This window comes from Kocuria oceani, from assembly GCF_029524215.1.
Lineage (GTDB): Bacteria > Actinomycetota > Actinomycetes > Actinomycetales > Micrococcaceae > Kocuria > Kocuria oceani.
The window spans coordinates 62,259-75,718 of sequence record NZ_JARAMH010000016.1; the positions used below are offsets into that span (position 1 = coordinate 62,259).

The window sequence follows — 13,460 nt, forward strand, 5'->3', positions numbered from 1 at the left end:
TCAGCGGGTCGGCCCGGCCCCGGCCGGCAGCTCCGCGTGCTGCAGGGCCAGGATGACGGCGCCCGCCACATGGGCCTGGATGCCGAGCCGGGCGGCCTCGATCCGCAGGTCCTGCACGCTGCCGCGGACCCCGTAGCGGGAGACGATCTCGCGCAGCGGGTCGAGCAGCAGGTCCCCGGCGCGGGAGATCTCCCCGCCGATGACCACCAGCTCCGGGTTGATGATGTTGCACAGGTTGGCCACGCTGGTGCCCAGCATCCGTCCCGTGTCGCCGATGAACCGGGCGCAGCCGACGTCCCCGGCGGCCGCGGCGGCCACGAGGTCGGGGATCGTGAGGTCCGGGCCGTGCGTGTCGGTCAGCAGCCGCGTGGTCTCCTCCGAGGAGACGTAGGTCTCGAGACAGCCACGGTTGCCGCACCGGCACACCCGGCCCCGCTCGTCGACGGTCGAGTGGCCGATCTCGCCCGCCGACCCCGTGGCGCCGCGGAAGAGGGTGCCGTTGAGGATGAGGCCGGAACCCACCCCGTGGCCGATCTTGATGTAGGCCATGTTGCGCGCCCCGCGCCCCGCGCCCCACGCGTGCTCGCCCAGCGCACCCGCGTTCGCGTCGTTCTCGACCACCACGGGCAGGCCGAGCCGCCGGCCGGCCTCCTCGCGCACGTCGATCCCGCTCCAGGCGGGCAGGATCGCGCTCGCGCTGATCAGCCGGCCGTCCAGGTCGACGGGCGCCGGCAGGGTGAGGCCCGCGGCGAGCAGCTCCGGGCGGGCGGTGCCGAGGCCGTCCAGCAGATCGTCGAGGGCTCGCCCCGCGAGCTCCAGGTCGTCGGCGAAGCGGTGCCCTGCGGGCAGGTCGTGGCGCCGCTGGGCGAGGATCCGCTGGTTGAGGTCGGCGACCGCGACGGTGAGGTGCCGGTTCCCCACGTCGATGCCCACCACGTGGCCGGCCGAGCCGCTGAAGCTGATCAGCTGACCGCGGCGGCCCGCGTTGTCGGCCTCCATGACCAGCAGTCCGGCGCCGATCAGCTCGTGCACGATGTTGGAGACCGTCGACGGCGCCAGGGCGGTGCGCCGGGAGATCTGAGCCTGCGTCAGGTGGCCGTTGCGGCGCACGGTGTCGAGCACGCGGCGCTGGTTGGCGTTGCGCAGGGACGTCTGCGAGCCGGGCTTGGCGCGGGGCTCAGCGGACTCGGACATCGTCGTCCTCTTTCGCCGGTGAACATGTGACGATGAGTGATTCTACTCACCATTCATAGGTTGAAGACAGGGGTCGGCCATCGCCCGCGGACCGCACCGGTGGCACTCCGCGGGCCGGTCGCCGGCGGCGGCGCGCCGGGAGCTGCTGCTCAGCGGTCGGCGGAATTCGCGATCAGGGCCCTCGTGAGGGCGACCTGCTCGCGGGACGCCGCCACGAAGTGCTCGTCGCGGGTGACCACCGTGGGCACGGTGGCGTTGCCGTCGTTGAGGGACTCGACGAACGCCTGGGCGTCGCGGTCCTCCCAGATGTTCGTCCACGTGGCGCGGTCGGCGTCCTCCGCGAGACCGCGCTCCAGCATGCTGCAGAACGGGCAGCCGGGCCGCCAGTAGATCGCGACCCCTCCCTCCGCCACGTGCTGCACGGCCTCGGCGTGGGAGACGGCCTGTCGGGCGCGGCGGGACGGGTCCTTCTTGAACACGGGTGCTCCATCGTCGGTCGGGTGGTGCGGGGCCTGGTTGACCGATCAGTCTAGTGCGGCTCCCGCAGCACGTCATTGTCCCCTGAGTGGGGGACGCCCGGGCCGGAACTGATGGCCCGCCCTGCACCGGGGCGCAGTCGACGAAACAACTCACAAGCATTGTTCGGCGTGGGGATTCACCGTCCGTTCCACGTGAAACGAGTGCGCCGCTGCTCCATCACCTCGAGAAGGTTGCGCCGTCCCTGGACGAGCGACGTCCTGACACCTGGCGTCGTGCCGGCGTGCCGGCACCGTTTGTCCCCCGAACAGCTTCATGATTTGTCATTCTCTGGGTCCGGACGGCGAAATCTTTGCGAAGCCCCTGGTCACAGGCCCGCTCGGCCATCGAGCCCACGTGGTGTATGTCATGGTGGGCACCATGGCATTCCCGGCACAGCACTCTTCCCCCCGGCCGGCCCGCTCCACCTGGTCCCTGCCCCAGCTGCACCAGTGGGTGGTCGTCCCCTTCATCGTCGTGCTCGCCACGGCGACGGTGGGACGGCTCCTGGTGTACTCGCCGGGGATTGCGGCTCGGGAGACCGAGGTCCTCCAGCGGCTCGACGTCGCACGCTCCGGCGTGCTCGACCTGGGGGCACTCGCCCTGCACCACGCCTTCTCCACCCCCGGGGCGTTCGCCGTCATCGTCGCCCTCACCGCCTGGCTCGCCCGCAGCCGGCGGCGCCCCTGGGACGCCGCCGGGTTCGCCGTCACCGCGCTCTGCGGCTGGGGCGCGGTCGCCGTGGCCAAGGTGGCGGTCGGGCGGTCCCGCCCGGACGCGGCGACGCTCACCGAGCCGCTCGTCCTGGTGGACGGCATCACGTCCTTCCCCTCGGGGCACACCGGCGCCGCCCTGGCGATCGCGGCGGCCTTCTGCCTCGCGGTGCGCCGGTCCGGGCGGGCACCGGCGGTCCTGGCCACGGGCGTGGGGGTCGCCGCCCTGGTCGGCGTCTCCCGGCTCTACCTGGGCGTGCACTACCCGCTCGACGTCCTCGCCTCGTTCCCCGTGGCGTGGGCCGGGCTCGCCGTGGGCTGCGGGCTGGCCAACCTGCTCGTCCCCGCGCTGGCCTTCGGGTTCGGCTGGCAGCAGGAGGGCGCCGAGTGGGACGCCGTCGAGCAGGCGCCGGAGGAGGAGCCGGCGCCCGAGGAGGAGGCGCGTCCGGTGACGAACCGGATCCCCGTCGTCGCCCGCCGCTCCGGCCACCACGCCGCCTGAGCGGACGACGCGGGGCGCCGCCGGTTCAGGGCTCGATCCGCCGGTGGGCGGGCCACCAGATGGCCCGCCCGATGTCGTAGGTCAGGGCGGGCACCAGCAGCGAGCGGACGACCAGCGCGTCCAGCAGCACTCCGAACGCCACGATGAACGCCAGCTGCACCAGGAACATGATCGGGATGACGGCCAGGGCCGCGAACGTCGCCGCCAGCACGATCCCGGCGGAGGTGATCACCCCGCCCGTGAGGGTCAGTCCCCGCAGGATGCCGGCCCGCGTGCCGTGGGCCAGGGACTCCTCCCGCACCCGGGACATCAGGAAGATGTTGTAGTCGATGCCCAGGGCCACGAGGAACACGAAGCCGAACAGCGGCACCGAGGGGTCGGCGCCGGGCAGCCCCAGGACGTGCTCGAACACCAGCGCGGAGACGCCCAGGGCGGAGAAGAACGAGATCACGGTCGTGAGGATCAGCAGCACGGGCGCAAGGACCGAGCGCAGCAGGAGCATGAGGATCAGGGTGATCACCACGAGGATCACCGGGATGATCAGCGTGCGGTCGGCGATCGAGGTCTCGTTGGTGTCGAGGTTCGTCGCGGTGGTCCCGCCCACCAGGATCTCCTCGTCCACCGCGGAGAGGTTCTCCCGCAGCTCGCGGACGGTCTGCTCGGCGGCAGGGGAGTCGGCGGCGTCGGACAGGGTCGCCTGCAGCTGGTACAGGCCCTCCGCCTCGGTCGGCTGCACGCCGGCGAACGGGCCGGCCGGCGGGGGCGCGTCCTCCCCCAGGGGGAGGATCCCGGAGGGCGAGTCGTTGGCGACGGCGGCCACGTCGGCGACGCCCTCGGTGTCCTCGACCGCCGCGACCGCGGCGTCCAGGGACCCGGTGGGCACCAGCACGACCGCCGGGCTGCCGGAGCCGCCGGGGAAGTGCTCCGCGAGGGCCTCCTGGCCGTCCCGGGCCTGGGACTCCCCGAGCACGAGCTCGCTCTGCTCCACGCCCGTGGCCTGGAACTGGGTGCTGAACCCGGCCAGCACCAGCAGCACCGCCGTGGTCACGACCCAGATCGCCCGCGGGGCGCGGGCCACGAAGCGGGCCACGGACGCCCAGACGCCCCGGCCCTCCACGGTGGGGCGGTGGCCGGTCCCGTGGCCGACCACGCGCACGCGCTCGGTCCCGGAGGCGTCGAAGCGGGGCCGGAACGGCCAGAAGGCGCCGCGGCCGGTGGCGTAGAGCACCGCGGGCAGGAAGCTCAGGGCCGCCAGGATCGACATCACGATGCCGACCGAGGCCACCGGGCCGAGTGCCTGGTTGGAGGCGAGATCGGACAGCAGCAGGCACAGCAGACCGGCGATGACCGTGGCGCCGGAGGCGACGATCGGCTCCACGGACCCCTTGAGCGCCGCCCGCGTCGCCTCGGCCCGGCCGCGGTGGTGCAGCAGGGCGTCGCGGTAGCGGGCCGTGTACAGCAGGGAGTAGTCGGTGGCCGCACCCACCACGAGGATGAACAGGATGCCCTGGACCTGGCCGCTGATGGTCACGAGGTCGTTGGCGGCCAGCCAGTAGACGACCAGGATCGCGGCGCTCAGGGCGAAGACCGACGTCAGGAGGACGAGGACGGGCAGGACCGGGGAGCGGTAGACCACCAGCAGGATCACGAAGACCACGGCCAGCGCCACGCCCAGCAGCAGCCCGTCGATGCCCTCGAAGCCGGCCACGAGGTCCGCGGTGAACCCGGCGGGACCGGTGACGTAGGCCTGCAGCCCCTCCGGGCGGTCCTGCGCGAAACGGTCCGAGAGCGCCTCCACGTCCTTGACCACCTCACCGTCCGGCAGCGGCACCACGACCTGGAGGGCCTCGCCGTCCTCGGACGGAATGGGCGGGGAGAGGCGTCCTTCGACCGGTCCGCCGTCCTGCACGGAGGCGACGGTCTCCTCCGCCCACGCGCGGTCCGCCGGCTCCAGGCCGCCCTCCCGCACGAGGAGAACGATCGCGGGGATCGCGTCCGAGTCCCGGAACTCGCCCTGCAGGTCCGTGACGCGGGTGGACTCGGTGGACTCGGGCAGGAAGCTGGACTGGTCGTTCGTGGAGACCTCGGAGATCTTGCCGAAGTACGGCCCGCCGACGCCGGCCACGGCCAGCCACCCCACGATGAGCAGCGCCGGCAGGAGCACGCGCAGCAGGGTGGTCCAGCGGGAACGACGCGGCGGCCGGGTGTCGCCGGACCAGGGGGCGGGGCGGGGCCTGGTGGGGGCGGTGGAGGGCATGGCGGGCCTTTCGAAAGCGGCTGGAGCGGTCCCGACGTCGGGACGGGCCCGGTCCGGCGGCCGCCGGACCCGGGTCCGGCACCAGCCTAATATTTCGAAAACAGAAATAACACGTGGTGCTCAGTCGTAGACGGCCTTCACGCTCAGCACCGGGCAGGGGCTCTCGAGCAGGACGCGCTGGGCGGTGCTGGCCATGATGATCTTGCCCACGGGGGAGCGGCGGCGGATGCCGAGCACGATCAGCTCGGCCTCCCGCTCCCGGGCGGTGTCGAGGATGACGTCCGCGGGGTCGCTGTCGTGCTCGGGCTCCCGCAGCTCGTAGCGCAGCCCCGAGCGGGTGAGCTTCTCCCGCTCCACGTCGATGTCGGCTCCCACCTCCGGGGTCTGGTGGCGCTTCGGCCGCGGCTGGACCACCACGAGGTCGGTGCCCCGGCGCTCGGCCTCACGGATCGCGGCGTCCAGCGCCGCGTGTCCGGGGGCGGTGGGCATGTATCCGACGACGACGGTCACGGTCTCTCCTCGCGTAGGGCCGCCAGGAACGGCGGACCGGGTCACAGGGTGTGGTGCGGGTCCCCGCCCTCGGGCTCGTCCTCCAGCCGGGCGAGGTCCTCGGGGTTCTCGAACCGTACCTTGCGGCCGAGGAACAGGCGGTCGTAGAGGAAGTTGACGATCCACAGGCCCAGGCCGATCAGCAGCAGGACCACCGCGATCTGGTACTCGATGAGATCCTGCGCCCACGGCCCCACCAGGTAGGCGCAGGTGATCGCGCCCAGGTACGGCAGGACCCGCGGGGCGTGGAAGTAGTCGTGGGTGGGTCCGTGGTCCTTGCGCAGGATGATCGCCGCGATGTTCACGATGGTGAACACCCCGAGGAGCAGGAGTGCGGTGGTGCCGCCGAGGGCGCTCGCCGTCCCGCTGCCGAGGAGGTTGTTGATCACCACGATCAGGCCCATGGCGAGCAGCGTGGTGAACACGATCGCGGACCACGGGGTCCGGCGGCCGTGCAGCACGTGTCCCAGGAAGTCCGGCAGCACCCCCTGCCGCGCCATGCCGTAGAGCAGACGGGAGGCCATGAGCATGTTGATCAGCGCGGTGTTGGCCACGGCGAAGATCGTCAGGAACGGGTAGATGGTGTCGATCGGGATGTTCGGGGCCCCGATCCGGACCATGTCCAGCAGCGGCGTGGTCGACTCCCCGAGCACGCCGATGGGCACGACCGCCACGGTGAAGATCGAGACCAGGATGTAGACCACGCCCGTGAGGCCCAGGCCGAAGAGCATCACGCGCGGGAAGTCGCGGCTGGGGTGCTTGGTCTCCTCGACCATGTTGACGGAGTCCTCGAAGCCCACGAAGGAGAAGAACGCCAGCGAGGTCACGGCGGTCAGCGCCAGGAAGATGCCCTTGTCCTCGGAGGTCTCGAAGACCACGGTCTGGCTGAAGTCGGCGTTGCCCTGGAACGCCGCCCAGAACCCGACGAGGATCACGATGAGCAGTCCGGTGAGCTCGATCGAGGTGAGGACCACGTTGAAGGCCAGCCCCTCGGTCACGCCGCGGATGTTGATCGCGGCCAGGATCGCGATGAAGCTCACGGCGATCACCGTGATCCCGGTGGTGCCCACGTCCAGGCCGAAGCCCCGGGCGAAGTTCGAGGCCACGGCGGAGGCCGCGGTGGACGCGGAGGTCAGCCCCGAGCTCAGCACGGCGAAGGTCACCAGGAACGTGACGAAGTGGATGCCGAACGCCTTGTGCGTGTACAGGGCCGCGCCCGAGGCCCCGGGGTACTTGGTCACCAGTTCCAGGTAGGAGAACGCGGTGATGGTCGCCACGACGAAGGCCACGAGGATCGGGGCCCAGGCGGCGCCGCCGATCTCCCCGGCGATGCTGCCGGTCAGGGCGTACACGCCGGTGCCGAGGATGTCCCCCACGATGAAGAGCAGGAGCAGCCCCGGGCCCATCACGCGTTTGAGCTCCGGCTGCGGGCGGGACCGGGTCTTGGAGTCTGCTGACTGAGCCATCGGATGCCTCGAATCGGTCGTGCCCGGCCCACGCCCGGGCGGACGGTGATCTGGGCACAGCCTATGCCACGGCCGGGGCGCGGTGCAGGGGATGACGCGGACCGTGCGTGTTCCTAGCCTGGGTGTCATGACCAGCATCGCGCCCCGCTTCCGGCTGTCCGATCTCTCCGTGCCGTTCGTGGGCGCCCCGATGGCGGGAGGACCGTCGACTCCCGCGCTGGCGGCGGCGGTCAGCGCCGCCGGCGGTCTGGGGTTCCTCGCCGCCGGGAACCGCTCGGCCGAGGGGGTCCGGGCGGACGTCGAGGAGGTCCGGGCGCTGACGGGCGGTCCGTTCGGGGTGAACGTGTTCGTGCCGCAGGCTGCGAACACCGCCGCGCCGGGCCCCGCCGTGGACCCGGCCGTGCACTTGTCGCTCGCCGCCTACCGGGAGGCGCTGCGAGAGACCGCGCGGGACCACGGGGTCGAGCTGCCCGCCACGGACCCGGCCGACGACGACGGGTGGGCGGCCAAGCTCGAGCTCCTCGAACGGCTGCGGGTGCCGGTGGTCTCGTTCACCTTCGGCCTGCCGGCGGCGTCCGTCCTGGAGCGGCTGGCGGCGGTGGGCAGCACGACGTCCGTCACGGTGACCTCGGTCCCGGAGGCGGAGGCGGCGGCCCGGGCCGGTGCCGGCCTGCTGACCGTGCAGGGCCCGGCCGCCGGCGGCCACCGGGGCACGCACCGCACCGAGGACGTGGCGGGCGAGGAGCCCCTGGCCGAGCTCGTCGCCGCGGTCCGCGCCGCGGTCGACCTCCCGCTCGTGGCGGCCGGGGGCATCGCCTCGCGCGCGGACGCGGAGGCCGCCCGGGCCGCCGGGGCGGACGCGGTCCAGGTCGGCACGCTGCTGCTGCGCACCCACGAGGCCGGGACCTCCGCCGCGTACCGGGAGGCCCTCGGCTCGGGCCGCTACCGGGAGACGGTCGTGACCCGGGCGTTCTCCGGCCGCCTGGCCCGCGGCCTGCGAAACGGGTTCGTCGACCGCTACTCGAATATTGCTCCAGCGGCATATCCGGAGGTCAACCAGTTGACGAAGCCGCTGCGGGCGGCAGCGGCGGCCGCCGGGGACCCCGAGACCATCTCGCTGTGGGCAGGTCCGGCCTTCGCCGCGGCACGGGAGTGCCCCGCGGCGGACGTGGTGGCGCAGATCGTCGGCACCTGAGCGGCAGCCCGTCCTCCGGCGCCGGAGCGCCGGAGGACGGGAGCGGGCGACCGCCCGCAGTGACGCGGGGCCCGGCCGGCACCGCCCCGCGGATCCAGCTCCGGTCAGCGCACCCCGCGCATCCGGCGGCGGATCCAGGGGGAGAGCACCAGCAGGCCCGCGCCGATGACGATCGTCACCGCGCCGAGGACGCCGAAGTAGGCGGCCTCCGACTGCTCGCTGTAGTACCCGGCCAGGGACCCGGACAGGGCCGTGCCCAGGGCCACGGAGAGGTAGAACAGGGAGACCATCAGCACCGGGTAGGCCCGGGGGGCCAGCCGGGTGGACAGGGACAGACCGACCGGGGAGACCAGCAGCTCGCCGAGGGTGGCCACGAGCAGGATCAGCGCCGCCCACAGCACCGGCACGGAGGACACCCCGACCATGGGCAGGAAGATCAGGAACGCCGACCCCATCAGGACGATGCCGAGACCGAACTTGGCGGGAGTCGACGGCTGCCGCTCGCCCAGCCGCGTCCACAGCACCGCGAACACCGGGGCGAGCAGGATGATGAAGAAGGGGTTGAAGGACTGCACCCAGGAGATCGGCATGGTCCAGTCGCCCAGGGTCCGGTCCAGCCGGGTGTCGGAGTAGATGGTGATCACGGTGAACTGCTGCTGGAAGAGCGCCCAGAACGCGGCCGAGCCGATGAACATCGGGATGAACGACCGCACGCGGGAGCGCTCGTCGTCGTCGACCTTCGCGCTGGTGAGCAGGAGCACGAACAGGGCCACGGCCGCCAGCACGGTCACGACCACCACGACGTCCGCCAGGTTGGCCGCGTTGAGCACGCCCGTGAGCACCGCGGCGGCGACCACGGCGAGCGCGGCGAGCGCGACGCCGATCCACCGGCCGTACGCGCTGCGGGGCAGGGGGTTGGGCACGTGGTGGACCTCGCCGGGCAGCCGGCGCCGGCCCAGTGCGTACTGGGTGAGCCCGAACGCCATGCCGATCGCGGCGAGGCCGAAGCCGAGGTGGAAGCCCCAGGTCTGCTGGGCGAGGCCGGTCAGCAGCGGGCCGGTCAGGCCGCCGATGTTGACGCCCATGTAGAAGATCGAGAACCCGGCGTCCCGGCGCGGGTCACGGCGCTCGTAGAGGGAGCCCACGAGGTTGGTGATCGTGGCCTTGAGCCCGCCCGAGCCGACGGCGATGAGGATCAGCCCGATCGCCAGGCCGGCGACCGCGGGGAGGAGGGCCAAGGAGATGTGCCCGGCCATGATGAGCACGCCGCTGACGAACATGGTGCGCTCGGAGCCCAGCAGCCGGTCGGCCACCCACCCGCCGAGGATGGCGAACAGGTAGACGGCGCCGCCGTAGGCGCCCACGATGCCGGCGGCGGTCGACTGGTCGATGCCCAGCCCGCCCTCGGTCGTGGCGAAGTACATGTAGAGCAGGACGATGCCCTGCATGCCGTAGAAGGAGAAGCGCTCCCACAGCTCCACGCTGAACAGGTTCGCCAGCATGCGGGGCTGTCCGAAGAAGGTCTTCCCTTCGGGACGGGGCAGGTCCGCGCCCGGGACGTTGTCGGGGTTGCCGTGCGGGGCGGCGGCGCTGGTGGTGCCGTCGCCCGCCCGGGAAGTGTTGTGTTTCATGACCACCATGGTTCACCCGTCGGCCGGTCCCGCACCAATCGGCGAGCGGGACGGGCCGGCCCCGCCCTGCAACGGTTCTGTCACGGGGCGTCCCGCGGCTCCGCCCCCGGGCTGGCGTGGGGAGCGGTCGGACGAGGGGCCGGAACGAGGAGGCGGGACGTGGGGACGGAGCGCGACGAGGACACCGGACGGGGCAGGTCCGGCTGGGCCGGGCACGTGTACATCGGGCTGAGCGTGGACGGGTACATCGCCCGCCCGGACGGGGACCTGGCCTGGCTCGAGAGCCGCGGGGCCGCCGCCGCGGAGGCGGGGGCCGGGGACCTGGGCTACGAGGCGTTCCTGGCCGGGATCGACGCCGTGGTCCTCGGCCGCGTCACCTACGAGCAGGTCCTGGGCTTCGGCGACTGGCCCTACGGCGAGCGTCCCGTGGTGGTGCTGGGCTCCGGAGGCCCGGGCCCGGGAACGGCTCCTCCGGTGCAGTGGGCGCCGTCCGTGCCCCGGGCGGTCGAGCTGCTCGACGCCGTGGGTGCCCGCCACGTCTACGTGGACGGCCGCGCCACGATCCGCTCCTTCCTCGACGCCGGCCGGATCGACGATCTCGTGCTGACGCGCGTGCCGGTGCTGCTGCGGGAGGGCATCTCCCCGTTCGCCGGGGCGGGCACGGACGTCCCGCTGGAGCTGATGGACGTGCGCTCCTTCCCGGGCGGGCTGGTCCAGGAGGCCTACCGCGTGGCCGATCCGCACCGCGCAGGAGACCGCCCGCACCGGTGAGCACCGGTGCGGGCGGTCGTCAGGGGCGGGGGACCGTCCCCGGACGCCGAGGACTCAGTTGAAGTCCTTCGGGTCCGAGCCGATGCGCCCGCCGTTGTCGAGGCCGCTGATCGCCTCGACGTCCTCGGCGTCGAGCTGCACGTCGAGGGCCGCGAAGTTCTCGCGGATCCGCTCGGGGGTGACGGTCTTGGGGAAGACCACGTTCCCGATCGCCAGGTGCCAGGCGATGATGACCTGGCCGGGGGTCGCGCCGTGCTTGCGGGCGATCGAGGCGATGGCCGGGTCCTTCAGCAGGTCGCCGCCCTGGCCCAGGGGGGACCACGCCTCGGTGAGGATGCCGTGGGAGGCGTTGAAGTCCCGCAGCGCGGCCTGGTTGAAGTAGGGGTGCAGCTCCACCTGGTTGACCACCGGGACCACGCCGGTCTCGTCGATGATCTCCTGCAGCTCCTCCTGCGGGAAGTTGGAGACGCCGATCGAGCGGGCCTTGCCGCTGTCGCGGATCTCCCCGAAGGCCTTCCAGGTCTCCAGGTACTTCCCGCGCTTCGGCGTGGGCCAGTGGATGAGGTACAGGTCCACGTACTCCAGGCCGAGGCGCTCCAGGGAGGCGTCGATCGCCTCGAGGGCGGAGTCGTAGCCCTGGTCCTCGTTCCACAGCTTGGTGGTCACGAAGATCTCGTCGCGCGGGATGCCGCTGTTGGCGATGGCCCGGCCGACGCCCTCCTCGTTGCCGTAGATCATGGCGGTGTCGATGTGCCGGTACCCGGCCTGGAGGGCCTGGCCCACCACGTCCTCGGCGATGTCGGCGTCGACCTGCCAGACACCGTAGCCGAGCTGCGGGATGGTCCTGCCGTCGTGCAGGGGCAGGGTGGGGGACTGCGTCATGGACTGGGTCATGGACCGTGCCTTTCGTGGGGAACCAGCCGGTGGCTGGAAGGGGTGGGCTCCGGAACGGGGCCCCGGAGCTGGTGTCCGTCGTTCAGTCTGTGGCCGCCGGGGGCCCGTGACAAGAAGGACAGGCTGCTTTCTGCTCTCAGCTATCGGCGTCCGACGGCCGGCGCCCGGCCCCCGGTGCTCCGCCGGGGGCGCTCACCGGGACGGCGCGGGACGGTTCCCGTCGGGCCCGAGTCCGGACCGGAGTCCGGGCTGGCGTCAGGGCAGGAGGCGGGGCAGCGCCTCGGCGGAGCGGGCCCGCACGGCCCAGTCCGCGTGCGGGGTGAGGGCCGTGTCCTCGGGATTGACCTCCACGACCGGGATCCCGCGGCCGGCGGCGATGAGCGGGAGGGAGGCCGCGGGCTGCACCAGCCCCGAGGTGCCCACCACGAGCACGAGGTCGGCCTCCGCCACGGCGTCGGCGCCGCGCTCCAGGGCACCCTCGGGCAGCAGCTCCCCGAACCAGACGACGGAGGGGCGGACGGCCCCGCCGCACACCGGGCACATCGGCGGTCGCTCGCGGGTCGGCTCCTCCGGGTCCACCGGGGACAGGCCGGGGACGAGCGCCCCGGGGAAGGGCGCGCCGCAGGCCGAGCAGCGGAAGGCGAACAGGCTGCCGTGCAGATGGGCGAGGACCTCCGACCCGGCCCGCTCGTGCAGGTCGTCCACGTTCTGGGTCACCACCTGCACCCGGGCCCGCCCGGCCCACCGGGCGAGCGCCCGGTGCCCGGCGTTGGGGCGCAGCCGGCGCAGCTGCCGCGCCCGCCACAGGTACCAGGACCACACGAGCTCCGGATCGGCTTCCCAGGCCTCGGGCGTGGCCAGTTCCTCCGGGGACCACCGGGCCCACAGTCCGGTCCCGGCGTCGCGGAACGTGGGCACCCCGCTCTCCGCCGACATCCCGGCGCCGGTGAGCACGGTGACCGTGCGGGCGGACCGGGCGAGGGCGAGCAGCTCGGGATCCAGGTCGTCCATGCCGCCCACGGTATACGCGGAGGGCCGCCGGGGCCACGCTCCGCCGCGCGGCCGGGCGCGAGCCTGGGTGCGGGCCGGGAATTGCGCGGGTGCGTTGGTCGATCCACGCGCGCGCGTGGTGGAATGGAACCCATGAAGTTCAACGTCCAGCGCGTTCTCACTCCGGCCTACCTGACCTCCATCGCTCTCATCGTGATCGGAGTGCTCCTCGGCCTGGCGTGGTACCCCGTCGCGGCGTGGGTGTTCGTGCTCCTCGGTCTCGCGCTCAACGCGATGGCCGTGTCCGTCACCGAGATCCACGACGCCCCGCGCGCGGGCGGTCGGCGCCCCACCCTGCCCGCACGGGTGTCCCGCACCCGGCGCCCCGCCGACGAGCGCGGGGACGGCCCGGAGGCCGACCCGGACACCGATCCGCTCGGAGGGATCTCCGCGGAGCCGTCCCGGGAGGGGCTGCGCCGGGCGACCGTCGAGCCGGAGGCCGAGACGGCCGCGACCCCCACGGTGCCCCACACCGGTTCCCGGGCCCACGGGCCGCGGCGCTGAGCGCTGACACCCGGTCGCCCGTGCTAGATTCGGGCTGATGAGTCCAGCCGTACGGGTCCCCGCGCACCGAGGCCACGATGTGCCCTCGACCTGCGTGCTGCTCCCGGGCGGGCGGAACCTGCCCGTCGGCACCAACGGCTACACCACGTCCTGGGGCCCGTCGCTCTCCGGATACCCCTCCGAACTCTGACACCTCCTGACCGGCCCCGGCTCTCGCA

13 protein-coding genes are annotated in these 13,460 nt (G+C 72.9%); 5 read left to right on the top strand and 8 right to left on the bottom strand.

The genetic code is table 11. The features are described from left to right. Together PU704_RS15685 and PU704_RS15690 are read right to left on the bottom strand one after the other, a co-directional pair. Positions 1–1,194: an ROK family transcriptional regulator gene (locus PU704_RS15685; RefSeq protein ID WP_277551962.1), complete on the bottom strand. Its 1,194-nt coding sequence runs from the start codon at positions 1,192–1,194 to the stop codon at positions 1–3. 149 nt (positions 1,195–1,343) lie between these two features. Next, positions 1,344–1,673 (bottom strand): glutaredoxin domain-containing protein, encoded by a 330-nt coding sequence (locus PU704_RS15690; RefSeq protein ID WP_047805073.1) that lies wholly within the window; start codon positions 1,671–1,673, stop codon positions 1,344–1,346. 418 nt (positions 1,674–2,091) lie between these two features. Here PU704_RS15690 and PU704_RS15695 point away from each other — a divergent pair, with 418 nt between their 5' ends. Beyond that, the gene (locus PU704_RS15695; protein ID WP_255396113.1) at positions 2,092–2,925 is read left to right on the top strand and encodes a phosphatase PAP2 family protein; all 834 of its coding nucleotides are present in this window, start codon (positions 2,092–2,094) and stop codon (positions 2,923–2,925) included. A gap of 25 nt (positions 2,926–2,950) precedes the next feature. On the opposite strand, the gene PU704_RS15700 is transcribed toward PU704_RS15695, so the two are convergent. The 3 genes from PU704_RS15700 to PU704_RS15710 form a co-directional block, all read right to left on the bottom strand. Further along, positions 2,951–5,182, bottom strand: coding sequence for an MMPL family transporter (locus PU704_RS15700; RefSeq protein WP_277551963.1), 2,232 nt, complete (start codon positions 5,180–5,182; stop codon positions 2,951–2,953). A gap of 120 nt (positions 5,183–5,302) precedes the next feature. Continuing rightward, positions 5,303–5,692, bottom strand: coding sequence for a universal stress protein (locus PU704_RS15705; RefSeq protein ID WP_047805071.1), 390 nt, complete (start codon positions 5,690–5,692; stop codon positions 5,303–5,305). A gap of 41 nt (positions 5,693–5,733) precedes the next feature. Next, positions 5,734–7,197 carry an APC family permease gene (locus PU704_RS15710; RefSeq protein ID WP_277551964.1) on the bottom strand — a complete coding sequence of 488 codons (1,464 nt, stop codon included), beginning with the start codon at positions 7,195–7,197 and terminating at the stop codon, positions 5,734–5,736. Between the two features lie 127 nt (positions 7,198–7,324). Here PU704_RS15710 and PU704_RS15715 point away from each other — a divergent pair, with 127 nt between their 5' ends. Continuing rightward, the gene (locus tag PU704_RS15715; protein ID WP_277551965.1) at positions 7,325–8,392 is read left to right on the top strand and encodes a nitronate monooxygenase; all 1,068 of its coding nucleotides are present in this window, start codon (positions 7,325–7,327) and stop codon (positions 8,390–8,392) included. 104 nt (positions 8,393–8,496) lie between these two features. Here the strand turns inward: PU704_RS15715 and PU704_RS15720 are convergent, their stop codons facing one another. After that, positions 8,497–10,023, bottom strand: coding sequence for a peptide MFS transporter (locus PU704_RS15720; protein WP_277551966.1), 1,527 nt, complete (start codon positions 10,021–10,023; stop codon positions 8,497–8,499). A gap of 159 nt (positions 10,024–10,182) precedes the next feature. On the opposite strand from PU704_RS15720, the gene PU704_RS15725 reads away from it, so the two are divergent. Beyond that, a complete protein-coding gene (locus tag PU704_RS15725) occupies positions 10,183–10,794 on the top strand; it encodes a dihydrofolate reductase family protein (protein ID WP_277551967.1) in 612 nt (203 codons plus the stop codon). A gap of 54 nt (positions 10,795–10,848) precedes the next feature. On the opposite strand, the gene PU704_RS15730 is transcribed toward PU704_RS15725, so the two are convergent. Together PU704_RS15730 and PU704_RS15735 are read right to left on the bottom strand one after the other, a co-directional pair. Beyond that, a complete protein-coding gene (locus PU704_RS15730) occupies positions 10,849–11,676 on the bottom strand; it encodes an aldo/keto reductase (protein ID WP_277551981.1) in 828 nt (275 codons plus the stop codon). Positions 11,677–11,943: 267 nt separating this feature from the next. Then, positions 11,944–12,699 carry an SIR2 family NAD-dependent protein deacylase gene (locus PU704_RS15735; RefSeq protein ID WP_277551968.1) on the bottom strand — a complete coding sequence of 252 codons (756 nt, stop codon included), beginning with the start codon at positions 12,697–12,699 and terminating at the stop codon, positions 11,944–11,946. Positions 12,700–12,831: 132 nt separating this feature from the next. Here PU704_RS15735 and PU704_RS15740 point away from each other — a divergent pair, with 132 nt between their 5' ends. Continuing rightward, entirely contained in the window at positions 12,832–13,242 is a 411-nt protein-coding gene (locus tag PU704_RS15740; RefSeq protein ID WP_075871888.1) for a hypothetical protein, read from the top strand. Between the two features lie 37 nt (positions 13,243–13,279). After that, on the top strand, positions 13,280–13,432 hold the full coding sequence (locus tag PU704_RS15745) for a hypothetical protein (RefSeq protein ID WP_158041214.1): 153 nt from the start codon (positions 13,280–13,282) through the stop codon (positions 13,430–13,432). The last annotated feature ends 28 nt before the right edge of the window (positions 13,433–13,460 follow it).